We start from the raw sequence: 24,737 nt of genomic DNA, 5'->3' as shown, positions 1-24,737 counted from the left end.
CTGCCATACGCTCCGGATGCGCACCCCGTTCTGCCTCCCGATTCGGACCTTCAGACAGCCCGGAACGTAGGAAGCAAACGGGGTGCGCCCGCGGATAGCCGCTCAACTGACCCACGGATCAGTCAGTTGAGCCAGATTTCTCAACCCTTTCCGACCTCCCCGCCGCCACCCCAAGCGGTCTCGGGCAGCTGAAGCTGCCGAGAAATTCCGATCTTTTCCGTGAACCCGCGTCACGATCGCCCGATCGTCCCCTCCTTAACGGGCATGAGCGAGTCGCCCACACAGGCCGGCTTCCCCCACCCTGGCTGGGCTGGTGTGTCGAGGCTCCTCCTGCTCGTCGGTCGGTCGGAGTGCCCGCCCCGACCGACCGACGATCTTCTCTCTGCATGGCACGAGGCTGCAGGGTCCACCCTGCCCTTTCCCGAGTGGTGCGACCCGATCGCACGCAACCTCGCCGCCACGTTGAGCGAGTCCCGTGAACCCCGACTGTTGGACGCGGCGATCGTCGCGTTCGCCCAGGCTCGGGCCGGTTCCGACCACAACGCCGAGGCAGTGGCCGACGATCTCGTCGCGCTGCTGCAACTCGTCGAGGCTGATGGGTCCGCAAGCAGCCTCGACCGAGTCGGCCTCGTGGCGAGAGCTCTGGCCGCCTGGGCTTCCGAGCGAGTTGCCGTCGTGTCGACGGCCTCGTGCCTGGATCCAGTGACCGGTCTGGTCAACGGTGGTTTCCTACGGGCTCGCTTGCGCGAGCTGCACGCTCAGTGCGACGCCCTGGCCATCTCTCCCCCGATGACCTTTGGCTCTCTGATCGTGCAGCTCAACCTGGGTGCCACCGCCCTTCCCGAACGCATGGGCGTCCGGGTCGCGGTGGGCGGCGTGCTGAGCCTGCTGTTCACAACCGGCGAGACCGTGGCGACGCTGTCGGCGTCACGCATCGTCGTGGTGATGCCGGCTTATGCGCTCGGTCGTGCCGAGGACGACGTGCAGGTCGCCTTGGCACAACGACCTGAGCTGGTCGACGTGCCCGTCACGCTCGACCGCCTGCCGTTCGGCACAACTGCCGATGGCACCTGGGCTCTCTTGGCGGGAACCCGGGTGGGGGCCTGAACCACGGCGGATCTGGCCCCCATCCCCAAATCGACGGCCTGCCCTCGCCTTCGTCGGCGGAACCAATGAGGGCGAGGCAGGCCCGTCGTCCAAGACACAAAGACCCGGCGCCCCCAGCGCCGGGTCTCGTGCGTTCAGGACGTCAGCACGACGACCCGATGGATCAGGTGGTCTCCAGGCGACGCACGTCCCGATCCTCGAGGGCCTCGAGGATGTGCATGGAGATGTCGCCGACCTTGAGGTCCTCGTCCTCCTTGCCGGCGGCCTTGGCTCCGTCGTCGATCATGATGTAGCAGAACGGGCAGGCGGTGGCGATGCGCTCGGCGCCGGTGGCGATCAGCTCCCGGCTGCGCTCGTCGTTCACCTTCTTGCCCGTGGACTCCTCCATCCACATGCGGGCACCGCCGGCGCCGCAGCACATGCCCTTGGTGCCGTTGCGCTCGGCCTCGACGATCTCGATCCCGCCCAGCGAGCCGATCACCTTGCGGGGGGCGAGGTACACGTCGTTGTGGCGACCCAGGTAGCAGGAGTCGTGGTAGACGACCCGCTCCTCCAGCCGGGCGTCGCTCATGTCGAGCTTGCCCTCGGCGATCATCCACTCCAGCAGCTGGCTGTGGTGGACCACCTCGTAGGTGCCGCCGAGCTGCGGGTACTCGTTGGCCAGCGTGTTGAAGCAGTGCGGGCACTGGGTGACGATCTTCTTCACGCCCATCCCGTTGAGGGCCTCGACGTTCTGCATCGCCAGCATCTGGAAGATGTACTCGTTGCCGGACCGCCGGGCCGGGTCGCCGGTGCAGTTCTCCGACGGGCCGAGGATGGCGAAGTCGAGGCCGGCCCGCTGCATGAGCTTGGCCATGGCCACGGTGACCTTCTGGTTCTTGTCGTCGAAGCTGCCAGCGCAGCCGACCCAGTAGAGGTACTCGTGGGCGAACGTGTCGCCGGGCTCGACGATGGCGACGCCGTCGACCTTGGAGGTCCACGCGGCGCGCTCCGACTGCGACAGGCCCCACGGGTTGCCCGAGTTCTCCATGCCCCGGTAGGCGGTGCCGAGCTCGGTGGGGAAGTTGGACTCCATGAGCGACAGGTAGCGCCGCATGTCGAGGATCTTGTCGAGGATCTCGATGTTGACCGGGCAGATCTCGTCGCACGCCTTGCACGACGTGCAGGCCCACACCTCCTCGGGCGTGATGCGCTCGAACAGCGACGGGGCCGACACGGTGATCTCGGGGTCGAGCCCGATGGGCGGCGACACCGGCGGCGTGCCGGTCAGCGCCATGACCTCACCGGTCTTGAGCACGATCTCGCGAGGGTCGAGCGGCTTGCCGGTGGCGTGCGCCGGGCAGACGCTGGTGCAGCGGCCGCACATCGTGCAGGCGTCGGTGTCGAGCAGCTGCTTCCAGGTGAAGTCCTCGACGGTGGCGGCGCCGAACGTCTCCAGCTCGGTCTCCATCAGGTTCGGCATGGGCTTCATGGCGCCCTTGGGCCGCTCCCGGTCGCGCAGGTACATGTTCAGCGGTGACGTGAACATGTGCCGCAGCATCGTGACCGGCAGGATCGCCAGGAACACCAGGAACGACGCGACGTGGGCGATCCACCAGCCCTGGTGCCAGCCCGCCACGGAGTCGACGTTGTCGACCAGGCCCGACAGCGGGTACCCGACGATCGACCACTTCTCGAAGTCCGGCCGCCCGTCGACCGCGATGCGGAAGGTCTCCGCCCCGAACCCGGTGACCCCGAGGGCGAGGAACGTGCCGAGGATCAGAGCGTGCTCGGGCTTGGACTTGATGCGGATGCGGTACGGCCGCTGGATGTAGCGCCGCACGAGAGCCCAGATGACACCGGCCAGGAATCCCAAGCCGGCCAGGTCACCTACCAGCGAGTAGCCACGGTAGACGTCGCCGTGGAGGAACTTGAGGTCCTCCGGCATTTGGTGGTTGATCTCCAGCACGGTGGTGACCGCCAGGAGGATCAGGAAGTTGAAGTAGATGAGCGAATGCATGACGCCGGCGGCGGGATCCCGCAGCAGCGTCTGCATGTAGACGCCGGCCCGGAAGTCCTTCAGTCGCCGGGCGACGTTCTTCCGAGTGGTGCGCCGATCGTCGGGCGCGCCGCGCTCCCAGTTCCTGGTCCGCTGGCTGAACAGCACCGCGCCATAGAGCACGATCACCGGCACGACCGAGTAGAAGACCAGCTTCCAGGCCGACGGGATGTTGCCGAAGACCTCACGTTGGACAGGGGAATCGTCGTGCCACTGGAAGGTGGTCGATGCGATGCCCGAGGCGATCGTGCCGAGCGCGACCACGACACCCAGAGCCACCACCAGCTGGCTCGCCTTCGGCCGCGGTTTTGCGGCCTTCTCGGCTGTCGTCTCGGCGGTCTCGACGCGGTCTTCAGTCGTCGTACTCACGCCGGCGAACCTACTCGCGGCGCCGAATCGAGACGGAACTCGCGCTCTGCGTCGGCCTACCCGTAGACGCGGGCGTCGAGCTCGCGGACCCGGCTGGCCAGCGTCTCGAGGATCTTGTGCGTGAGCGTCGGCACCTCGTCGAGGACGCCGTTGAACTCACGTGGGCCCAGCACCAGCACGGTCAGGTTCGTCTTGGCGATGACCGACGCCGTGCGGGGCCCGTGGTCGAGCAGCGACAGCTCGCCGATGCACGTGCCCGGGCCGAGCTCCGCGATCGTCTTGCCGTTGCGCACCACGTCAGCGGTGCCCTCGACGACGACGAACGCCTCGCGACCCACGTCCCCCTGGGTCACGAACTCCTTGCCTTCCACGATGGTGAGCTCGACGGTCGCCTTGGCGATGTCGCGCAACTCCTTGGTGGTCATCCCCCGAAACAAGGGCACCGACGCAAGGTGGTCGAGATAGTGCTCGCGTGCCATGGGCGGGGAGCATACGGGGGTGCGCTCCGGCGTGCCCGTCGAGCGGGACGCAGGCGCGCTACAGGCCGTGGAGCTACCGCCGCGTACACCGTTTCGTCGCGTGTGCGAGGGCGTTCATCCGAGCGAAACAAATGGGAAACCCACGATCCGTACGGTCACTGACGTGAAGGTCTCGCTTGTTCGCTGGCCCACCGAGAGCGATCGACGCGAGGCGCTGCGCCAGGCCGGGGAGCCTCGCCTGCTGCTGGTCGAGCAGGGTGCGCCGCCGGTGCCCGCCGACCACCGCGAGGACTGGATCCGGCTGCCGGCGGACGACGTGGACCTACGGGTGCGTGTGGAGGCGTTGCGCCGGCGGCTCGGCGCCGAGTCGCCGGGGGCACCGGCGCTCGACGACGACGGGGTTCTGCGGGTGGGCGATCGCTGGGTTGCGCTGCCGCCGGTCGAGGCTCGACTGGCCGGGGTGCTGGTCGACCGCTTCGGTGCGGTCGTCAGCCGGGACACGCTGACGCGGGTCGGGTGGCCGGGTGGCTCGTCGAGCCGCAACGCCCTCGACGTCCACGTGCTGCGGCTGCGGCGTCGACTGGCCCCGCTCCGCTTGGCCATCCGCACCGTGCGGTCGCGCGGCTACCTCCTCGAGGCGGCCGACGGCGGCGGGCAGGTGCTGGCGCCCGCCACCGGGGTGGCCCGCCACGTCTCGGGCAACGGCCATGGCCCTCGCGGTCGCATCGGCGCGGACACCCACAGGGGCCGCGCGATCTGACCCAGGCGTCATGCACGTCTGGGACCTGCGCTTCCCTGGGTACATCCCCCGAAACAGTTGTTCGCTGGGGCATGACAGGGAGGGGTTGAAATGCAGAGGACCGTCAGCATCCCGTTGGTGCTGTTCGTCTGGGTGGTGATCGGCGTGGTCGTCGCCATCAACAAGGACTACGGGCGGGCGCTCGACGACGCGTCACAGATCGCCACGTTCATACTCGCCGTCATCCTGTGGCCGATCCCGGCCACGGACGGTGTCGTGCTGATCGCCTTCTAGGGATTCAGGCGCCGCCGCCGGCCTGCCGGGCTACGGCATCGGCGGCGGCGCGGATCTCCTCGGGGGAGATCGCTCGAGGAAGTCGCGGACATCGGAAGCGTTCACAAGAAGGACGAGCCCTGTGCCCACAGCTCCTCGAAGTGAGACCGGTAGATCCGGTAGAGGTATCCCTGCGGTCCGTCTGCCGACACGACGAAGTAGGGGCTCCTCCCGCCGGTGAGGTTGGCCACCAACGGTGTCACGATCGCTCGTGACTCATCGATGATGGCGGAGAGCATCGGCGAGCGATCGAGGTAGCGAGCGTCGAACTGCTCGATCGTCGTGCCGGACGAACGCAGGTCTCCCGCGAGATCGACGAGATGGCTGGCGATGCCTTGCACCCGTGACCCCATCGAATCGGCGGAACCGTAGGCGGACTGCGCCGAACGTTCGTGGCCGGCTGCCGATCGTGGGTCGAGTAGCAGGACGTGGAGACGGAGGTCGCCGGACTGGACACGCCGACCGAGCACGTCGAGCGGCTGCACGGCCAGGATGTCGTTGGCACTGATGCCGATCACCCGCAGGGTCCCCGACGCCTCGCGGGCGACCTGGGGACAGTCCAGGCCCCGGCGCGACTCGTGGAACTCCACGACCGTGGCCCTGTCCCGGGTCGCGAGCGACGTGGCGAGCTCGCTGGTGACCAGGCGCACGATGTCGAGTCGCAGGGCCATCTCGGACAACAGGGAGATGGTGGAAGACGTGGCCAGCGCGATCGCCAGTGCCAGGACAGCCTGAGCCAACGCCGCCGACTTGTCGTCGAAACCGACCCAGATCCCGAACAGGGCGAGGGACAGCAGCACCAACACCAACGCGACGTAGAACGTCTTCAGGGCGACGACCGCCCGTAGGTCGGTCCATCTTGGAATCACCGCCGCCTCCCACACCGAGTACTGACGAGACAACCCTAAGTCAAGGTACGTGGACGAGGCTCGGCTCGTAGAAGGCGGGCGCTTCGAACCCCAAGAGGTTGAGGATCGTGGCCGCAACGTTGGCCAACCCGGCGGCAGGAAGGTCGTCGCGCATCGTGATGCCCCTCGCGTCGTGGTCGGCAACGACGAAGTCGACCGGGTTCAGCGAGTGCGCGGTACGCCAGATGGGCTCCCCGGCCTGGTCGACGAGAGGTTCACCTGCCTTCGACCGCTCGACCTTGTCGTCGGCGTTCCCATGGTCGGCGGTGATCACGAGACATCCGGACCGTTCGCGAACGGCGGCATCGATTCGACCGATCGCCAGGTCGATGGCTTCGACCGCCAAGACGGTGCTGGCGAAGTTGGCAGTGTGCCCGACCATGTCACCACCGGCGAAGTTCGCCCGGATGAACGGGAAGTCGCCGCCCTCGATCGCCGTGATCACCGTGTCGGCCGTCTCCGCCGACTTCATCCAGGGGCGCTCGTCGAACGGCACGTCGTCGGACGGGATCTCGACATAGGTCTCGAGCGGGCCGAACCTCTGCGAGCGGTTGCCGTTCCAGAAGTAGGTGACATGGCCGAACTTCTGTGTTTCCGCGCAGGCGAACTGGGGCACCTCGGCCTCGGCCAGGAGTTGGCTGACGGTGTCGGCGACCTTCTCGGGATGCACGAGGTAGAGGTCGGGAAGCCGGAGGTCGCCGTCGTAGAGCGTCATGCCGACGAACGTCAGCTGCGGGACCCGCTGTCGGTCGAACGCCGTGAAGTCAGGATCGGTGAACGCCTGGCAGATCTCGATCACCCGGTCGCCACGGAAGTTGAAGACCAGGACGGCGTCGCCGTCCTCGACGGGCCCGACAGGTGCCCCCTCGTCATCGACGATCGTGAACGAATCGATCAGCTGATCACTGAGCCCTGGCTTCCGAGCTCTCGATCGTTCGATCGCTTCACCAGGTGTGCGGGCCGGCGTGGCCTGGCCGAGGACATGGGCCTTCCACCCTCGCTCGACCATGCTCCAGTCGGCGCCGTAACGGTCCATCGTCGTCGTCATGCGACCACCGCCGGACGCGATGGCGCAGTCGACACCAGCTGTACGGACCGTCTCGATCGCCTGGTCCAACCGGGCGACATAGGTTTCGGCGGTCCTGTCCGGAACGTCTCGCCCGTCGAAGAGGACATGGATCCGCACCCGCCGCACGCCGTCCTTCGTCGCCCGCGACAGGAGGGCGACGAGATGGTCGATGTTCGAGTGCACGTTCCCGTCCGAGAGGAGGCCGATGAAGTGCACGGTTCCGCCTCGTGCGGCCGCGCCCACCACCTCCTTCCAGGCCGGGGTCTGCCAGAGCTCCCCTACGGACAGGGCAGAGTCCACCCGCTTGGCGCCCTGGTCGAAGATGCGCCCTGCGCCGAGGATGTTGTGGCCGACCTCTGAGTTCCCCATGTCGCCGTCGCTGGGAAGGCCGACGGCGACTCCGTGGGCCCGGAGCTCACGGTGCGGGAACTCCCTGTGCAGGCGGTCGAGGTTGGGGGTGTGGGCTGCAGCCACCGCGTCGTACGCGTCGCCTCGCCCGATGCCGACGCCGTCCAGGATCAGCAGGACGAGCGGACCACAGGGCGGAGAAGCCCCAGGACGACGACGAAGCCTGTTGCTGCTGCTGAGGTCGGACATCCAAGCTCCCTATTGCACGGCGAATTGGCGAGCTTCCCAGCGGCGGCGGTGAGCGGCTGGGGCTACGGGAACGGGGGGAGCGTGATCGTGGTCGACGTGGTGGTGGTGGTCTCGGTGTCGCGGAAGACGCCGACGATGAGCGTGACCGTGGTGCCGGCGTCGACCTCGCTGCCGCCGTCGGGGCTCTGGTTGATCACCTTGCCGTCCTGGTTGGGGCGGTCCACCGACGACGTCTCGACCACCACGTTCAGGCCCTGGCCGCGGAGGACGCTCTCCGCCGCAGCCTGGTCGAGGTCCTCGACGTCCTCGACCGTGACCTTGTCGGCCCCGGTCGACACGATGACCACCACGTTCGAATTCGGGGCTGCCTGGGCTCCGGCGCCGGGCTCGGTGCCGATCACGGTGCCGGACGCCACGGTGTTGTTGGGCTCGTCGCGGCGCTCGACCGTGAAGCCGACGCCTTCCAGCGCGGCCTTGGCCTGGTCGAAGCTCTGACCGGCGACGGGCGGCACGGCGACGGTGTCGGCACCGGACGACACGGTGAGCGTGACGGTGCCCTGGGGCTCCAGCTGCGTGCCGGGCGCCGGGTCCTGCGCCATGACCGTGCCCTCGGGTACCTCGTTGCTGGGCGACGGCGTGACCGTGACGATGAAGTTCGGCTCGAGCTCGGCGCGAGCCTGCTCTTCGGTCTTGTTGCGGACGTCCGGGACGGGGATCGTCTCCGTGCCGCCGGACACGGTGAGGGTGACGGTGCTGCCCTCGTCGACGTCGGTGCCCGGCGTGGGAGAAGCCTTGAGCACGATGCCCGGCTCCCTGTCGCTGGTCTCCACCTTGACCTCCGGCACGAGGCCGGCATCCGTGAGCAGCCCCTCGGCCTCGGCCTGCGGCTTGTTGAGCACGTCGGGCACGGCGACCTGGGTGGTCGAGTTGTCGTCGTCGCCCGACATGGCCCGGGCGGCGAAGAACAGCACGCCGCCGAGCAGCAGCACCAGCAGCACCAGCACCGCGAGGAACGCCCGGTTCGACTTCGGCGGCTCCTCGTCGTCGTAGCCGTCGGGGTACTCGTTCCACTGGTCGCCGTAGCCGTTGTTGTCCCACGACGTGGCGGGCGCGCCGGCGACGGTCTGGTTGTAGCCCGTGGGGGCCATGAGGCTGGTGGCGTCCGGGTCGCCCGCCTGCGCCATCACCGGCTCGGCCATGATCCGCGCCCCCTGGAGGTAGCGGGTCAGGTCGGCGCGCAGGTCTTGCGCCGAGGGGTACCGGTTGGCCGGGTTCTTGGCCAGGCACTTGAGCGTGATGGCCTCGAGCGTGTCGGGGATGGCCGGATCGATCAGGCGCGGCGAGACCGGCGCCTCCTGCACGTGCTTGTAGGCGATGGCCACGGCGTTGTCGCCCTGGAACGGGGGCCGCCCGGTGACCATCTCGTAGATCACGCAGCCCAGGCTGTACACGTCGCTGCGGGGGTCGACCCCGGCGCCGCGGGCCTGCTCGGGCGAGAAGTAGGTGGCCGTGCCCATGACCGAGCCGGTCTTGGTGAGGTTCTGGTCGGACGAGTCGCTGATGGCGCGGGCGATGCCGAAGTCGGCCACCTTCACCGCGCCGTCGGGGGTGATGAGCACGTTGCCGGGCTTGACGTCGCGGTGGATCACCCCGCCGTTGCGGTGGGCGAACCCGAGCGCGGCGGCGATGTCGGAGGCGATCTCGGCGGCCCGGTCGGGGTCGACGCGGCCCTGCGACTGGATCATCTCGGCCAGGCTCTCGCCCTCCACGTACTCCATCACGATGAAGTAGGTGCCGTTGGCCTCGCCCCAGTCGTACACGCCGACGATGTTCGGGTGGTTCAGCCCGGCGGCCGACTGCGCCTCGCGGCGGAAGCGCTCGACGAAGCCGGGATCGGTCGCCAGGGCCGGGAACAGCACCTTGACGGCGACGGCCCGGTCGAGCATCTGGTCGCGCGCCAGGTAGACCTCGGCCATGCCGCCACGGCCCAGGCGACGATGGAGCTCGTAGCGCCCGTTGAAGATCACTGGTCCCTGCTGCTGCGACATGCGGCCCTCAGGTTACGACGTCGTGGGAGCGGACAGTAACGCGTCCGACATGGGCACGGTGCACCTTCGTCACTCCGTGGGCTGCTCGGACGGCGGGGTGATCGGGGAGAGCGCCCGCTGCAGCACCTGCGAGGCGATCGGCGCCGCCACCTGGCCACCGAACTGCTCGCCGACGCCCGGTGCCGCCTCGACGACGACCGCCACGGCCACTTGCGGCTCCTCGTTCGGGGGGCCGGCGAAGCCGACGATCCAGGCGTGCGAGCTGCTGCGGTCCGGGAGGGGGGCGGTGCCGGTCTTGCCGCCCACCTCGTAGGCCTCGAGGCCGTCGTTCAGCTGGCGGGCGGTGCCGTCGTCGACGATGCCGATCATCGCCGAGCGCAGGATCCCTGCCGTGGTGGCGTCCATGGCCTCGGTCCAGGTGCCGCTGTCGTACTCGTCGACCACCGAGCCGTCGTTGTCGCGGATCTCCTGCATCACGTGGGGCTTGGGCACCTCGCCACCGTTGGCGACCGCTGCCGCCACCAGCGCCATCTGCAGCGGGGTGGACCGCACGCAGCGGCCGCCGATGGCCGACTGGGCCCGCACGGCCGCGTCGTTCAGGCCGTCGACGTTGCTCGGGCAGCTCTCGCCGGAGCCCACCAGCGTCGACTCGGCGGGCAGCGGCAGGTCGATCGGGACCTCCTGGTCGAACCCGTAGCTCACCGCGGTGTTGACCAGCTCCTCGGCGCTCAGCTCGGTGCCCATCCGGGCGAAGGCCGTGTTGCACGACACCCGGAAGATGTCGAAGAGCTTGCCGCCGCAGGTGTCGCCGTTGGAGTTCTCGATGGGCTGCCCGGCGTTGGGCGGCAGGAACTCCGACTCCGACGGGTAGGTGGGCTCGTTGGCGTCGACCTTGTCGGCCTCGATCCCGGCGGTGGCGGTCACGACCTTGAAGGTGGACCCCGGGGGCAGGTTGTCCCGGTACCAGCGGGCTCGCCGGGGCAAGTCGGGCGCCGCGTCAAGGGCGGTCGCGGTGTCGAGCGCGAGCTGGAAGTCGTGGGAAGCCAGCGGTGCGGGGTCGTAGGTCGGGTTCGACCAGGCGGCGAGGATCGCCCCGTTGCGGGGGTCGAGCGCCACCACGGAGCCGACGCGGTCGCCCAGCGCGTCACGGGCGGCCTGCTGCACGTCGTTGCGGAGCGTCAGCGTGAGGTTGCCGACGTCCTCGTTCTCCTCCAGGAGGTTGCCGAGCTGCTCCAGCCCGAAACCGAGGTCGCCGGCCAGCTCGTCGTTGTAGGTGCGCTCCACGCCTGACGTGCCGGTCGACAGCGGGTTGAACGTGCCGACGACGTGGGCGAAGAGATCGCCGGCCGGATACTGGCGCTGCAGCTCGTAGCGGTCGTCGCTCGGCACCGAGTTGGCGAGCAGCACCCCGTCGGCGGTGGAGATCGTGCCCCGCGGCGCCGAGAAGTCGCGGATCTCCTGCCGGTCGTTGCGGGGGTCGTCCTGCCGCTTCTGGGCGTCGAACACCGTGTAGCGGTTGAGCTGCACGAACAGGACGACGTAGCAGAGCGTCAGGAACACGCCGAGGTTGCGGATCTGCTTCTTCACGCTCCCACCCCGACCCCGATCGCCTCGGTCTCGTCGACCTCGTCACGGGGCGTCGAGTTGTCGGACACGCGCAGGAGCAGCGCCAGCAGCACGTAGTTCGCCAGCAGCGACGAGCCGCCGTACGACACGAACGGCAGCGCCACGCCCGTGAGCGGCAGCACCCGGATGACGCCGGCGATGATGACGAACGCCTGGAAGCCCAGCAACGTCGTGAGACCCACCGCCAGCAGGGTGTCGAAGCCGTTCGAGGCCCGCAGGGCGATGCGCAGGCCGGCCCCGATCATCAGCAGGAACGCCACCAGGATCGCGGTCGCGCCCATCAGGCCCAGCTCCTCGGTGATGGCGGTGAAGATGAAGTCGGTGCGGGCCAGCGGCACCGTCAGGGGGGTGCCGAGGTTGAGGCCGGTGCCGAGGACACCGCCGTCGGCCATGGCGTAGGTGGTCTCCACGAGCTGCTTGCCGGCCCCGTCGGCGTGCGCCCACGGGTCCATCAGGAGGTCGACGCGCTGGCGCACGTGGGAGAACGTGTTGATCGAGAACACCACGCCTCCGGCGAACAGCAGCGACCCGATCACCAGGTAGGAGACCCGCTCGGTGGCCACCCACAGGATCACCACGAACAGGGTGAAGAACAGCAGCGACGACCCGAGGTCGCGCTCGACGATCATCACCACCAGCGACGCGCCCCAGGCCACCAGCACCGGCCCGAGGTGCTTCGGGTCGGGTACCGACAGCGGCCCGAGGTTGCGGTGCACGGCCAGCAGCTCGCGGTTGTCGATCAGGTAGCCGGCGAAGAACACGGCCAGCGCCAGCTTGGCGAACTCGCCGGGTTGGAAGCTCACCGGCCCGAACGCCACCCAGATGCGGCTGCCGCGCTGGTTGACGCCGAACACCGGCAGCAACGGGAGCAGCAGCAGCACGAGCCCGACGAGCCCGGCGGTGTAGCGGTAGCGCTCCAGCGCGCGCGAATTGCTGAGGAAGATCAGCGTGGCGACGAACGCGCCCATGCCGAGCATCAGCCACGACGCCTGCAGCGCCGGCAGGTTCCCCTTGAACCGGGCCTGCTCGTCGAGCCGCACGATGAACACGTAGCCCAGGCCGTTGAGCAGGCTCGCCAGCGGCAGCAGCATGCCGTCGGCCTCGGGGGCGAAGCGGCGCACGGCGAAGTGGCCGACCACCGGCGCCCCGAGGATCACGAACAGGAACGGGGTGAGGCTCTCGCGGATCTCGCTGGCGCTCGCCATGCTCGCCAGCCAGTACGCGCCCACGGTGATGAGCGTGCTCAGCACGAGCAGCCCCAGCTCCGTGTTCCGGCGTCCCGACCTCATGTGGTGGTACTACCAGTTGTCACGGCGCGGGTGACGTCGGGCGGGCCTGGGTCGTGGTGGTTCTCGGCGGAGCCGTGGTGGACGTCGTCACCGTGGTGGAGGTGGTCGACTCGGCGGCCGCCTCCAGCTCGTCGACCCGGGCCTGCAGGTTGTCGACGTAGGCCTGCGCGTCGTCCAACGAGCCCTCCTCCTTGCCGGAACGCAGGGCGGGGATCACGTCGTCGGGGAGCTGGCGGCGACTCAGGTCGGTGGTGCGCTCCAGCTCGGGATCGATCCAGCCGACGCCGCCGGGACGCCCCCGGAAGATGGCCACCTCGTTGCCGTCGAAGCCCACGAAGTACGCCGACTGCGCATACCACTGGATGGTGGCGAACACGCCGCCGACGAGCGCCACCACCAGCAGGCAGAACAGCGCCACCCGCCAGGTGAAGCGACGGGGCCGGGACGTCGAGTGCTGGGCGTCGTCGTCGGGGTTCCGGCGCCGATGCCGGGCCCGTCGGATCCGCGACGTCGCCCCCGACTGCTCCTCCAGCACGTCGGGTGCGTAGGCCCGGCCGCCGTAGGCGGCCATCGACGCCGTGTCGCGGTCGTCGCCTTCGAGTGCGGTGGACGCCAGCTCGGCCCGCTCGCCGTCCTCGAGCACGTCGACGACCACCACGGTCACGTTGTCGCGGCCGCCGGACTGGACGGCCCGCCGCACCAGCTCGTCGGCCGCCTCGACCGGGTCGGCCAGACGGCGCAGCACCGACGCGATGCCCTCGTCGGGCACCTCGTTGAAGAGCCCGTCGGAGCACAGCACGAAGCGGTCGCCCGGGTGCGGGATGACGGTGATGACGTCGACCGGCACCTCGTCGTACACGCCCAGCACCCGGGTGAGGATGTTGCGTTGCGGGTGCGTGACGGCGTCCTCGGGCGACAGGCTGCCCTCGCGCACCATGTCGGCGACCAGGCTGTGGTCCTCGGTCAGCTGTTCGAACACGCCGTCGGCCAGGCGGTAGGCCCGCGAGTCGCCCACGTTCGCGATGGCGAACACCTCGTCGCCGCTGTCGTCGTCGACCACCGCCAGCGCCACCACCGTGGTGCCCATGCCGGTGAGGTCGGGGTCGTCGTTGCCCTTGTCGTGCACGGCCCGGTTGGCGGTCTCGATGGCGTCGACCAGGCCGTCGGCGGTGGCGTGCCCTTGCGGGTCGCGGTGGAAGTGCTCGGACAGCGCGTCGCACGCCGTCAGCGAGGCGATCTCGCCGCCCTGGTGCCCGCCCATGCCGTCGGCTACCACCCACAGGCCCTCGTCGGGCTTGGCGAGGTAGCGGTCCTGGTTGTTGGAGCGCACCCGTCCCACGTCGGTGGCGCCGGACCACCGGAGCACGACTTCGCTCGCCATGGCGGTCACGTCAACTCCAGCACGGTGTTCCCGATCTGCACCCGGTCACGCTTCTTGACGACCATCGGCCCGGCAACGCGGCGGCGGTTGAGGTAGGTGCCATTGGTCGACCCCAGATCCTCGACGTACCACTGGCCCTCGTTGTGGAACACCCGGGCGTGGACTTGGCTGGCATAGGCGTCCTCGATCGGCACCTGGCAGCCGGCGGCGCGGCCCAGGGTGACCTCCTCGTCGAGCGGATAGGCCCGGCCCCGCTGGTCGGGCGGCTCGATCACACGCAGTTGCGGGGGCCCGCCCCGGTTGCGCTTCTGGCGGCCCGAGGGCTTGCTGCGGGGCGCCGCCGGCTGGCGACCGGCGGCCGCGGCGGGCGCCTCGGCCACGCGGGGTGGGTTGATCTCCGTCCAGACGGCACGCAGGACGCGGAAGAAGAACAGGTACAGCAGCACCAGTAGGAAGATCTTCAACAAGTTGAGGAGATCGTCATCCACTGCCGCGAACGTTAGTTGCCGAGTCTCGGCCGAGGCGTACAGCTTGCGGCCGCAGATGCTCGCCGGCTGAGCCGGCGAGAGGTCAAGACCTGCGTGTTTCCACTCTTGGCGCCTGCGGCGCCGGGCCGCTGGGCCCAGATCAGCTCGCCTCGAATTGCATGTGGGTGTTGCCGAAGCTGAGCTTGTCGCCGTCGCGCAGCATGTGCTGGTCGACGCGAACGCCGTTGACCTTGCTGCCGTTGGTGGAACCGAGGTCGATGAGCAGGAAACCCGTCTCGTGCGGGCGGATCTCTGCGTGGTTCCGGCTGACGTTGGGATCGGCCAGCACGATGTTGCACTCGGGCCGCCGACCGATGCTGATCGGGTGCTCACCGAGGGTGAAGCGGTCGCCCGTGGGCAGCACCAGGCTGCCGGCGCCGGCCCCACCGGGACCCTCCCGGAAGCGGCCCTCGATCTCGAAGCGGCCCACGTAGAGGCCCTCGTCGAGCACCAGCTCGACGTCGATCGGGCCCATGAACCCGTAGCGCTCGTCACGGGCGTGCTCCCGGGCCGCCTCGCAGAGCTCACGGCGCAGGGCGTCCTGGACCTCGGCGAACTCGGCGTGGTCCGGCGGCGAGAGGTAGATCGTGAAGTAGTTCGGCACGACCGGTGCGCCGCGCACGCCGACCGACACGCGATCGTCCATCTCACGGGCGAGCCCCCGAGCGAGCTCGACGGGCCGGATGCTGGAGCGGAAGGCACGAGCGAAGGCTCCCTCGACCATGCGCTCCAGCCGCCGCTCGAAACCGCGGATGACCATTCGAGAGAGACTACCGGTGGCCTACTCACCCGACGCGGTCATCTCGTGTGCGTATGTACGTCGGGCGGTGGTCTCGTCCTCGGGCGTCACGACGGTGAGGTCCCGGACGTGCTGGAGCCGTCTCGTGACCGAGGCCCGCACGGTCGTGCCCTGGAACGCGTGGATCTTGGCCCGGCGGAAGAGCCAGGCGCGGACGCGCTGCGCGGTGCCGTCGTCGACCGCCACGAACGTCACCTTGTTGTTGTCCTGGCCCCGGACCCGGAAGCGCAGCACGCGGCCCTCCACGTCGTGGCGGCCGGTGATCAGGTCGGCGAGGCCGACGACGGCCATCCACAGGGCCCGCAGCGCGAAGAAGCCGGCGACCACGGTGACGACGGCGATCCCGGCGAGGACGACCAGCTCGATCGCCCCCGACGTCACCACCTCGTTGCCCTCGTCCTGGAGGTCGTAGAACCAGTCGAGCAGCACGCCGAGCACGCCGTACAGGAACGAGCCGGCGAAGCCGAGCTGCAGCAGGCCGCCTGCCAGCGCCAGGCCCGGGTGGTTGCCGTAGCCGGGCGGGAAGTAGCGCGGGTAGCGGATGTGCACCATCCGCCAGCGGCCGCCGACCGGGCTCCAGGCGGTCGTGTCGCTCTCGGCGCCGAGCGGGAGCGCGCTGACGGCTCCATGGGCCACGCCGACCGCGGCGCCGTAGGCGAGGTGGCGGTCCCAGATGGCGACGCCGGCGGGCGGCTGCTCGGCGAACAGCTCGTCCTGGGTCAGCATCTCGCGGAGACCCAGCCAGCGGGCGGCGGCCTCCCTTCCGGCCGGCGTGTCGCGCTCGCGCTTGCCCACGGTCTCGACGGCGGCGATCGTCGCGCCGGCAGTCACCAGGGCGGCGAAGAAGCCGCCGGCGATCGGGTTGTCGTCGTCGGCGTCCTCGCTCGGGGGGAGGGCGCTGAACGCCAGGCCGACGTAGAACGCCACCACCAGCCCGGCGGACACGAGCAGCAGGTGCGTACCCCGCGACCAGCGCTTGCGGGCCAGGCCGCGGTCGCGGGCGTCGCGCTCGACGGCGTTGCGGTAGTTGCGCCACCAACCCTTCGACGCGTGGTCCGGCCCGGTGGTGAGCGCCTCGGCCGGCACCATGGCGTCGTCGCCCTGGCGGGCCAGGCCCCGGACGTGGCCGAGCACCATGTCCTCGTAGGGGGTGAGGCTGTCGTCGGGGGTGCTCGCCGTCGTCGGCACCCGGACGAAGGTCCGGTCGCCCACCTGCTCGACGGCGAGGTGCTTGCGGGCGGCGAGGTCGAGCAGCGTCGCCGGCAGCGACTCGTGCTCCAGGCGCCAGTCGCTGACCAGGAAGTTCACCACGGCCGGGGGCTCGGAGCCGCCCAGGTCGAGCGTCGCCGGACCCGGGTCGACCTTGCGGGGGTCGGTGAGGGCGGCGCAGATCCCCAGCAGCAGGAGCCACACCACGGCGAGCGCGCCCGCGATCAGCCACAGCTCCAGCGCCATGTCGCGCCAGCTATCGACCAGGTCCGCCGCCAGTACCGCCGTGCCCACAAAAGGCACACTAGTGACCCCGCGGAGAGTGCTCGCCCGATGTCGGCGGCCGTCACTCCGTGACGTATCGGGCGGTCGTCACTCCGTGACGTAGATGAACCCGTAGGCCTCGTCGCGGTGGGGGACGCCGGTGGCGGCGAGCGCCGGGGCCCAGTCGCCGGTCACGTCGGGGTTGCTGTCCTCCATGCCGTGGTCGGCGACCACGAAGAACGCCGTGCGGTCCCACGCCCCCGACCGCTCGACGGCGTCGAGCACCTCGCCCATGCGGGCGTCGGTGTCGTGGATGCTGGAGCGGGCGATCTCCGAGTAGGGGCCGCGGTGGTGGAAGGCGGCGTCGGTGAGCGTGAAGTTCACGAAGCAGAAGCGGGGCAACGGTGTCCCGCCCGTCCACGCGTCGACCGCCTGGACCATGCCGGTGTGGTCCACCCGCGACGCCACCTCGTACGTCTTCTCCGGTCGCACGAAGCGCTCGGTGGCGAAGGGGAGGTCCTCGGCCCTGGGCGCCCGGGGGATCGCCCGGCCCCGCCGCACCTGGTCGAAGATCGACACGTCGGCGCCCGTGTCGCACGGCTCGTTGACCGACACGGTGAAGGCGTCGGGCCAGTGGCGGTGCACGGCCTGGTGGAGGGTCTCGACGCCGGGTGCCAGGCGCTCCATCGCCCAGGCCCAGGTGGCCGGCGAGTTGGTGATCACCTGCTCCCCGGCGGCCCGGTCGTACCAGGCGTTGTGGAGGATGCCGTGGTGCCCGGGGTGGGTGCCGGTGACGATGCTGGTGTGGTTGGCGAGCGTGACCGATGGCAGCGACGCCATGGCGCCGTGGCCCAGTCCGACGCCCAGGTCGAGCAGGCGGGCCAGGTTGGGGGCCTCGCCGCGGGCGGCCAGGTCGTAGAGGACGTTGGGGTTGGTGCCGTCCCACAGGAACCCGACGACGTGCTCGGCGGGCGGGGCGTCGGCGTCGAGGAGGTGGGTGAGCGCCGTGCCGTCCTGGCGGCGCAGGTCGGGGCCGCCGAGCAGCCGCATCACCGTGGGGGCGACGTCGACCACGCGGCACGACTGCGGGATCAGGCCCTGCTGGCGGACGCCGGCGCCGGCGAGCACGAACGGGGCGCGGGCCTGGACGACGCCGAGCGACCCGTGCTCGCCCCGCTCGCCGCCCTGGTCCTCCCAGTTGTGGGCCGACGTGTGGATGCACACCAGGTCGGGGGCGGCGGGGTGGTCGAAGATCTGGGCGATCTGCTCGTGGGCGTGGGGGTACGACTGCTCGGTGCGGGTCGGCCACGGGTGCGCCCGCTCGTCGGCCAGTGGGGCGAAGCGGTCGGTGGCGGTGTCGGCCAGCGGGTTCCGGCCCTCGACGTCGACGTCCTCGAAGGTCGTCGGGTCGTCGGTGCCGCGGCGGAACCGCACCCGCCCGTCGACCGCCTGCACCTGGTACGCCTGGTCGTCGGCGGTCACCACGAACTCGACGATCCGCTCCAGGTCGGGGTCGAGCAGCGCATCGGCCAGCCGCCCGACGTCGTCCGGCTTGGGGGCCCGGTACCCAGCAGGTCGCATGGGTACGACGATATGTGGCAGCGCCGACCCCGGCCCGGGCTATCGTGTTCACTCCACTCGCGCGAGTGGCGGAATTGGCAGACGCGCTGGCTTCAGGTGCCAGTGGCCGTAAGGTCGTGGGGGTTCAAGTCCCCCCTCGCGCACAGCTCGCTCAGTGCCCGGCGATTCACCCGGCGTGGCCGCCGGGGCCCGGCTGGGGGCGCGTCGACGCAGCGTGACACACTCACGGTTTGTCCTTCGACGTCCCCACCCGGTCCTATGTGTTCGCCGCGGAGGCCGACGCGCCGGCGCGGGCGGTCGAGTTGGTGGATCGGGTGCGGGAGGGACAGACGTCGCTCGATGCGACCGTCGGTGAGCTCGCGGCCACGACGCGCACCGTCCTCGACACCGCCGATCGCCGGTTGAGGGCCGCAGGACTCGACCTCGCCATCGACGCCACCGAGCATCCCGCGATGTTCGTGCTCGACGGCCCACCGGGTGCCCGCCAGCTGCGGGTGGCCTGCTCCCGGCAGCGCCGCCGTTACCTTGTCGGCGACCTGCCCGACGGCGAGCTGGCCGCGCGGCTGGCGGCGATCGTCGACGTGCGGGCGTTGCTGCCGCTGGTGGAGATCCGCCGGCACGAGGTGCCGGTCACGGTGCTCGACCCGCAGGCCAAGACCGTCGTGCGCCTCCTCGTGGCGGACCTGTGGGCGCTGTCGAAGGACACGTCCGAGCCGCAGCGGTTGCGCGGACGGGTCGACGTGACGGGCGTGCTCGGCTATCCCCGGCAGTTCGCCCAGGTGGACACGGCCCTGCGTGGCGACCCCGACCTGGCGGAGGCCGGCACGGATGTCGCCGACGAGGCGGTCACCGCTCTGGGTGGCTCGCCGGGCGGGCTGTCGAGCCAGGTGAAGGTCGACCTCGACGGCGACGAGCCCGCCGGGGAGGCCTCCCGGCGCATCCTGCGGAGGCTGGCCGACGTGGTCGAGGCGAACCGTCCCGGCGCTCTCGACGACCTCGACAGCGAGTTCCTCCACGACCTGCGGGTCGCGCTCCGACGGAGCCGGACGGTCCTGCGTCAGATGCGGCGGGTCTTCGATCCCGTGGCCTATCGGGAGCAGGCCGACAGCCTGCGTTGGATGCAGGGCGTCACCGGCGCGACACGTGATCTCGACGTCCAGCTCCTGGAGTGGGACGAGCTGCTCGCGAAGGTCCCGGAGGATCGCCGGGCGGCGCTGGAACCCGCCCACGCCCGCCTGGTCGAGCAGCGCGCCGCGGCCCTCCGGACGATGAAGGCCACGCTGCGCTCGGCCGAGTACCGGCGCCGCTGGACGGCGTGGCGGCTGTTCCTCGCCGTCGACGACGACCGGAGCGCGGGGCGTGACTCCGAACGCCCGATCGGCAAGGTCGTCCGTCGACGGATCGACGCTCTCTACGCGCGCATGGTGCGTGAGGGTCAGGCGGTCACCGCCGATTCGCCGGCCGAGTCGCTGCACGAGCTGCGCAAGCGGGGCAAGTCGCTGCGTTGCCTGCTCGAGATCTACGGGCGCGCGCTGTGGCCGGCGTCGAAGGTGAAGCCGCTGGTGAGCGTCCTGAAGGAGCTCCAGGACGTGCTCGGGCGCCACCACGATCGCGAGGTGCAGCGCAAGCGGCTCCGCGCCCTCGCACCGGAGCTGGCCCAACGGCCGGGGGGAGCGGATGCGTTGCTGGCGATGGGCTCGTTGATCGATCGGCTGGAGGCGGACCAACGGGCGGCACGGGCCGACGTCGCCGAGCGGTTCGTGGCGTTCGCGCAGCTCGACCCCCGCGGCACCCGGAGCACCACGTGAAGGTGCTGGCGTCGTACAACATCAAGGGCGGGGTCGGGAAGACGTCGGCGGCGGTGAACCTGAGCGTGCTGGCCGCCAGGGACGGGCTCCGGACGCTGCTGTGGGACCTCGACCCGCAGGGCGCGGCCTCGTTCCTGCTGCGCGTCCGGCCGAAGGTCAAGGGCGGCGGCCGCAAGCTCGTGCGCGGGCGCAGCGACCTTCCCGAGCTGTTGCGCGGCAGCGACGTGGAGGGCCTCGACGTGCTGCCGGCGGACTTCTCGTACCGCCACCTCGACCTGGCGCTCGACAGCACCAAGCGCCCGACCCGGCAGCTGGCCACGGTGCTCGCTCCCCTCGCCGACCACTACGACCTCGTCATCGTCGACTGCCAACCGTCGATCTCGCTGGTGTCCGAGAGCATCTTCGACGCCGCCGACGCCCTGGTCGTCCCGCTGATCCCGTCGACGCTGTCGTTGCGCACCTTCGACCAGTTGCTCGACTACGTGCGCGACGACGTCAAGCGGCCGCCGGAGATCATCGGCTTCTTCTCGATGGTCGACGGCCGCAAGAAGCTCCACCGTGAGGTGATGGCCCAGCTCCCCGTCGACCACCCCGAGGTCAGCTCCGTCGCGGTCCCGGCCGCCACCGAGGTGGAGCTCATGGGCGTCAAGCGCTCCGCCGTCGTCGACAGCGCCCCCCGCAGCCGCGCCGCCGAGGCCTACCGCGAGCTCTGGGCCGAGATCCGCATCCGCGTCGACATCCGACCCACAATGGGCTGATGCCGACGGAGCTGCTGTACCTGCGGGATGCCGAGCTGCGGACGTTCGACGCCGCGGTGTCGTCCGCGACCGACGATCGGGTGGTGCTCGACCGCACGGCCTTCTACGTGACGGGCGGCGGTCAGCCCCACGACACCGGCACGTTGACGTGGGACGGTGGGTCCGCCCGGGTGGTCGCCGTGCGCAAGGCCGACGGCGAGGTCGTCCACGTCCTCGAGGGCGCGGTTCCCGATCCCGGCACGGCCGTCCACGGCGAGATCGACGGGGACCGTCGCCACGCGCTCATGCGCACGCACACCGCGTTGCACGTGCTCTGCGGCGTCATCTGGAACGAGTACGAGGTCGCGGTCACGGGCGGCAACATGGAACCGCTGTCGGCCCGGATGGACTTCGAGTTCGATCCGCTGCCGCAGGGCTTCGGCGAGACGATCGAGCTCCGGGTCAACGAGGAGCTCGCCGCGGCCCGCCCGGTCCGGGTCGACTTCCTGCCCCGGGAGACCGCGGTCGAGGACGAGGACCTCATCCGCACCAAGGTCAACATGATCCCGGAGACCGTGACCGAGATCCGCGTCGTCGACATCGTCGGTCTCGACAAGCAGGCCGACGGCGGCACCCACGTGGCGAACACCGCCGAGGTCGGTCGCATCCGCGTCGTGAAGACCGAGTCCAAGGGCAAGGCCAACAAGCGCATCCGCATCGAGGTCCTAGACGCTTGACACCCTGGAGGCTCCGGGCGGTCACTCGCAGCCGGGCGGGTCCTCGGTCGCGGGTGCGTAGGTGGCGATGACCTCGCCGTCGCCGATCGAGTACTCGACGACCTCGTCGCCGACGAGGGTGGCGAACCCGAAGATCGTCTGCTGGGCCACGGGCCAGTCGTCGGGCACGCCGGCGCCGGCGCCGGTCTCGGTGTCGGGCTCGTCGTCGGTGCGTTGCCAGGGCTCGTCGCCGACGAAGAGCCACTCCATCCCGCAGTGGATGTAGAGGGGGACGGCGTAGCGGCGGCCGGGTTCGGGCACCTCGCCCTCGGCGAGGAGGTCGACGTCGGTGGTCGGATCGACGGGCTCGGCCTCGGCGGGCAGGGCCGTGTCGGCGGGCCAGGCCCAGGTCCCGATGCCGCCTTCGACCTGCCGGAGGGCGACGATCCGGCCGTCGTCGGTGCCGGTGACGGCGTCGACCTCGCCGGCCTCGCCCTCGCCGATGCCGGACCTGTCGACCCGGGTCCACCGGTCGCCGTCGTCGCTGGCGTAGAGCGCCACCGCCGAGTCCTGCCGGCAGAGCTCGATGTCGGCGTAGCAGAGCTCGGGTTCGGACCAGGACTCGACGAACGAGTGGCCCAGGGCGAAGAAGCGCCCACCGCCGGTGTAGAGGGGGAAGGCGAAGCCCTCGCCCCGGTTCGGTGGCGGCGGGTCCGTGGCCTCCTGCCAGCTGCGGCCGCCGTCGGTCGAACGCAGGAGGAGCTGTACCCCGTCGGCGCCCTCGTCCGTCTCGGCCGCCGTGCCGCTCGCCACGATCACGTCACGCTGCCGGGCGATGTGGCTCAGGGTGGGCATGGGCGGGATGCCGTCGCGCTCGACGATCGCCCACGTGGCGCCGCCGTCGGTCGACGACCACATGACGCCCTGGCGGTCGACGCTGCCGACGGCCAGCACCTCGTCCCCGGTCGTCACGACGGACTGGACGGTCCCCTCGGTGCCCCCGTCGGTCGGGAGGGGCACCGCCGTCCAGCGCTCCCCGTCCGCGCTGTGCCACGCCACCGGCCGGAAGCCGCCCTGCGAGGGTACGTCCGCGGTGCGCAGCGTGCCCACCGCGACCAGCGCGTCGTCGACGGTGACCAGACCCGCCACGTCGGCGGGCTGGTCGAACCCGGTGGCGTCGAGCGCGGACCAGGTGCGCCCGTCGGTCGAGCGGAAGGCCCGGACGTCGAAGAGGAGCTCCTCGTCGTCGAGCAGGCCGCCGCTGCCGAGGGCGACCCAGCCGTCGCCGAACCGGGTGACGCCGCCGAGGCGGAGGTTCTCGAGCCCGGTGGCGGTGGGCTCGCCGGCCCGGAAGCGTCCCTGGTCGTCGGTCGCGAACCCGCTGATGACGCCCTCCTCGCTCACGACGGCCACGACCACCCGGTCGCCGTCGACCCCGATCAGGGTCGGCTGGTCGGCGCCCGGCTCAGCCTCCAACACCTGGCCGACCCACTCCGGGTCCGCACCCCCGCTCGACACCGCCGGTTCGGACTCGCCCCCCGATCCGCAGGCGCCGACGGTCAGCAGCACACCCGCGACGAGACCGGTACGGACGGAGGCATGCCGACATCGGTTCACGCCGGTGTGACGAACCGCCCCGCCCCTCCGGTTCCCGTGGCTATCGTTAGCTGAGTAACGTTAGCCGACTAAGGAAATCGAAGAGGTAGCACAGTGCGGCTCAGCATCTCCCTGGCGAACCACTCCTGGCCGGACGCGGCCGACGGGTCGAGCCCCATCGGCCCGCAGGTGTCGCGGCTCGTCCGCCTCGCCGACCAGACGGGCATCGACACCCTCTGGGCGATGGACCACATGTTCCAGATCCCGCTCAACGGCCCGGCCACCGACCCCCTGCTCGAGGCCTACGCGCTGCTCGGCTTCGTCGCCGGCCACACCGAGCGCATCCGGATCGGGGCGCTGGTCACGGCGGTCAGCTACCGGCACCCGGGGCTGCTGATCAAGTCGCTCACAGCGCTCGACGTGCTGTCGCAGGGGCGGGCCTGGCTGGGCATCGGGGCGTCGTGGCACGACGAGGAGGCCCGCGCCTTCGGTCTTCCGTTCCCCGGCCTGGGCGAGCGCTACGAGCGCCTGGAGGAGACCCTGCAGATCGCCCTGCGGATGTGGGCCGGCGACGCCACGCCGTTCGAGGGCGTCCACCATCGGCTGGAGAACCCCTTCAACAACCCGAACAGCGTGCAGCGACCGCACCCGCCGATCCTGGTGGGCGGCGCCGGCGAGCGGAAGACCCTGCGGCTGGTCGCCCAGTACGCGGACGCCTGCAACCTCTTCGACATCCCCGAGGGCGTCGAGATCGCCGGGCACCGGGGCGGGCCCGAGGGACTGCGGCACAAGCTGGACGTGCTGCGCGGCCACTGCGAGGACGTCGGGCGTCCCTACGACGACATCGAGAAGACGATCGTCAGCTCGTTCGCGATCGGGCCGATCGGCACGGGCGACGTGAAGGGGCCCGCCGAGATCGTCGACCACTTCGGCGGCCTGGCCGAGGTCGGGCTGGAGCACGTGATCTTCGAGCCGTCGCATCCCTGGGACGACGAGTCGCTGGGAGTGATCGCCGCCATCGTGCCCGAGGTCGGGCGGCTCTCGTAGATTGACGCCGCTTGAGTGACCAGCACGGTGACGGCGACTTCCAGACGGCTTTCTGGGACGCGAAGCGGGCCATCGCGACCGCCAGCGAGGCGGCGTTCGGTCGTCACGGCGTGCGGGCGGGCCAGCAGTACATCCTGCTCGCGCTGTGGGAGGAGGACTGCCTGGCCCCCGGCGAGGTCGCGCTCCGGCTCGGCCTGTCGACTCCCACCGTCACCCGCGCCGCCACCCGCATGGAGGCCGCCGGCCTGCTCGCCCGTCGGCCCCATCCGTCGGACCGGCGGCTGGTGCGCCTGTGCCTCACGGACCGGGGGAGGTCGCTCCAGGAGGCCATCGACCGCGAGATGGACGACCTCACCGACCGCGCGCTCGCCACGCTCGACCCGTCCGAGCGCGCCGCCTTCGTCCGCTACCTCACCGAGATGCAGCGCAACCTCACCCGCTGACGGCGCCGAGCCCGAGCCCGGGCGCTC

21 protein-coding genes and 1 tRNA gene are annotated in these 24,737 nt (G+C 70.5%); 9 read left to right on the top strand and 13 right to left on the bottom strand.

Going from position 1 to position 24,737, the window contains the following annotated elements:
- The first annotated feature begins 489 nt into the window (after window positions 1-489).
- Entirely contained in the window at window positions 490-1,107 is a 618-nt protein-coding gene (locus tag VK611_11895) for a hypothetical protein (GenBank protein HMG42027.1), read from the top strand.
- A 163-nt stretch (window positions 1,108-1,270) separates the two neighbouring features.
- On the opposite strand, the gene VK611_11890 is transcribed toward VK611_11895, so the two are convergent.
- Window positions 1,271-3,514 (bottom strand): heterodisulfide reductase-related iron-sulfur binding cluster, encoded by a 2,244-nt coding sequence (locus tag VK611_11890; GenBank protein HMG42026.1) that lies wholly within the window; start codon window positions 3,512-3,514, stop codon window positions 1,271-1,273.
- A gap of 56 nt (window positions 3,515-3,570) precedes the next feature.
- Window positions 3,571-3,993, bottom strand: coding sequence for a cyclic nucleotide-binding domain-containing protein (locus tag VK611_11885; protein ID HMG42025.1), 423 nt, complete (start codon window positions 3,991-3,993; stop codon window positions 3,571-3,573).
- A 163-nt stretch (window positions 3,994-4,156) separates the two neighbouring features.
- Here VK611_11885 and VK611_11880 point away from each other — a divergent pair, with 163 nt between their 5' ends.
- Window positions 4,157-4,753 (top strand): winged helix-turn-helix domain-containing protein, encoded by a 597-nt coding sequence (locus VK611_11880; protein ID HMG42024.1) that lies wholly within the window; start codon window positions 4,157-4,159, stop codon window positions 4,751-4,753.
- A gap of 90 nt (window positions 4,754-4,843) precedes the next feature.
- Window positions 4,844-5,026, top strand: a complete 183-nt coding sequence (locus tag VK611_11875) for a hypothetical protein (protein HMG42023.1) — start codon at window positions 4,844-4,846, stop codon at window positions 5,024-5,026.
- A 101-nt stretch (window positions 5,027-5,127) separates the two neighbouring features.
- On the opposite strand, the gene VK611_11870 is transcribed toward VK611_11875, so the two are convergent.
- The 10 genes from VK611_11870 to VK611_11825 all read right to left on the bottom strand — a co-directional run bounded on the left by VK611_11870 (window position 5,128) and on the right by VK611_11825 (window position 18,363).
- Entirely contained in the window at window positions 5,128-5,871 is a 744-nt protein-coding gene (locus VK611_11870) for a hypothetical protein (GenBank protein ID HMG42022.1), read from the bottom strand.
- Between the two features lie 103 nt (window positions 5,872-5,974).
- Entirely contained in the window at window positions 5,975-7,639 is a 1,665-nt protein-coding gene (gpmI, locus tag VK611_11865; GenBank protein HMG42021.1) for a 2,3-bisphosphoglycerate-independent phosphoglycerate mutase, read from the bottom strand.
- 62 nt (window positions 7,640-7,701) lie between these two features.
- Window positions 7,702-9,687 (bottom strand): Stk1 family PASTA domain-containing Ser/Thr kinase, encoded by a 1,986-nt coding sequence (pknB, locus tag VK611_11860; protein ID HMG42020.1) that lies wholly within the window; start codon window positions 9,685-9,687, stop codon window positions 7,702-7,704.
- A 69-nt stretch (window positions 9,688-9,756) separates the two neighbouring features.
- Window positions 9,757-11,274: a penicillin-binding transpeptidase domain-containing protein gene (locus VK611_11855; protein ID HMG42019.1), complete on the bottom strand. Its 1,518-nt coding sequence runs from the start codon at window positions 11,272-11,274 to the stop codon at window positions 9,757-9,759.
- Window positions 11,271-12,602: an FtsW/RodA/SpoVE family cell cycle protein gene (locus VK611_11850; protein ID HMG42018.1), complete on the bottom strand. Its 1,332-nt coding sequence runs from the start codon at window positions 12,600-12,602 to the stop codon at window positions 11,271-11,273. The genes VK611_11855 and VK611_11850 overlap by 4 nt, the downstream gene beginning before the upstream one ends.
- A 19-nt stretch (window positions 12,603-12,621) precedes the next feature.
- Window positions 12,622-13,983 carry a Stp1/IreP family PP2C-type Ser/Thr phosphatase gene (locus VK611_11845; GenBank protein HMG42017.1) on the bottom strand — a complete coding sequence of 454 codons (1,362 nt, stop codon included), beginning with the start codon at window positions 13,981-13,983 and terminating at the stop codon, window positions 12,622-12,624.
- A gap of 5 nt (window positions 13,984-13,988) precedes the next feature.
- Window positions 13,989-14,471, bottom strand: coding sequence for an FHA domain-containing protein (locus tag VK611_11840; GenBank protein ID HMG42016.1), 483 nt, complete (start codon window positions 14,469-14,471; stop codon window positions 13,989-13,991).
- Window positions 14,472-14,610: 139 nt separating this feature from the next.
- Window positions 14,611-15,270: a DUF3662 and FHA domain-containing protein gene (locus tag VK611_11835; protein HMG42015.1), complete on the bottom strand. Its 660-nt coding sequence runs from the start codon at window positions 15,268-15,270 to the stop codon at window positions 14,611-14,613.
- Between the two features lie 21 nt (window positions 15,271-15,291).
- Window positions 15,292-16,812, bottom strand: a complete 1,521-nt coding sequence (locus VK611_11830; GenBank protein ID HMG42014.1) for a hypothetical protein — start codon at window positions 16,810-16,812, stop codon at window positions 15,292-15,294.
- 78 nt (window positions 16,813-16,890) lie between these two features.
- The gene (locus VK611_11825) at window positions 16,891-18,363 is read right to left on the bottom strand and encodes an alkaline phosphatase family protein (GenBank protein HMG42013.1); all 1,473 of its coding nucleotides are present in this window, start codon (window positions 18,361-18,363) and stop codon (window positions 16,891-16,893) included.
- 59 nt (window positions 18,364-18,422) lie between these two features.
- On the opposite strand from VK611_11825, the gene VK611_11820 reads away from it, so the two are divergent.
- The 4 genes from VK611_11820 (at window position 18,423) to VK611_11805 (ending at window position 21,645) form a co-directional block, all read left to right on the top strand.
- Window positions 18,423-18,506 (top strand) — tRNA-Leu (locus VK611_11820).
- 87 nt (window positions 18,507-18,593) lie between these two features.
- Window positions 18,594-20,171, top strand: coding sequence for a CHAD domain-containing protein (locus VK611_11815; GenBank protein HMG42012.1), 1,578 nt, complete (start codon window positions 18,594-18,596; stop codon window positions 20,169-20,171).
- Window positions 20,168-20,929 carry an AAA family ATPase gene (locus tag VK611_11810; protein HMG42011.1) on the top strand — a complete coding sequence of 254 codons (762 nt, stop codon included), beginning with the start codon at window positions 20,168-20,170 and terminating at the stop codon, window positions 20,927-20,929. Before VK611_11815 ends, VK611_11810 begins: the two co-directional genes overlap by 4 nt.
- Window positions 20,929-21,645, top strand: coding sequence for an alanyl-tRNA editing protein (locus VK611_11805; GenBank protein ID HMG42010.1), 717 nt, complete (start codon window positions 20,929-20,931; stop codon window positions 21,643-21,645). The genes VK611_11810 and VK611_11805 overlap by 1 nt, the downstream gene beginning before the upstream one ends.
- A gap of 21 nt (window positions 21,646-21,666) precedes the next feature.
- Here VK611_11805 and VK611_11800 read toward each other — a convergent pair whose 3' ends face one another.
- Window positions 21,667-23,193: a sialidase family protein gene (locus VK611_11800; GenBank protein ID HMG42009.1), complete on the bottom strand. Its 1,527-nt coding sequence runs from the start codon at window positions 23,191-23,193 to the stop codon at window positions 21,667-21,669.
- A gap of 141 nt (window positions 23,194-23,334) precedes the next feature.
- On the opposite strand from VK611_11800, the gene VK611_11795 reads away from it, so the two are divergent.
- Together VK611_11795 and VK611_11790 are read left to right on the top strand one after the other, a co-directional pair.
- Window positions 23,335-24,267 carry an LLM class F420-dependent oxidoreductase gene (locus tag VK611_11795; protein ID HMG42008.1) on the top strand — a complete coding sequence of 311 codons (933 nt, stop codon included), beginning with the start codon at window positions 23,335-23,337 and terminating at the stop codon, window positions 24,265-24,267.
- A gap of 11 nt (window positions 24,268-24,278) precedes the next feature.
- Complete coding sequence (locus VK611_11790) at window positions 24,279-24,710, top strand: MarR family transcriptional regulator (GenBank protein HMG42007.1); 432 nt, start codon at window positions 24,279-24,281, stop codon at window positions 24,708-24,710.
- The last annotated feature ends 27 nt before the right edge of the window (window positions 24,711-24,737 follow it).

The organism is Acidimicrobiales bacterium (assembly GCA_035316325.1).
In the GTDB taxonomy this organism is placed as follows: Bacteria; Actinomycetota; Acidimicrobiia; order Acidimicrobiales; family VFJN01; genus DASXTK01.
This window is presented reverse-complemented; position numbering and strand designations above follow the sequence as displayed.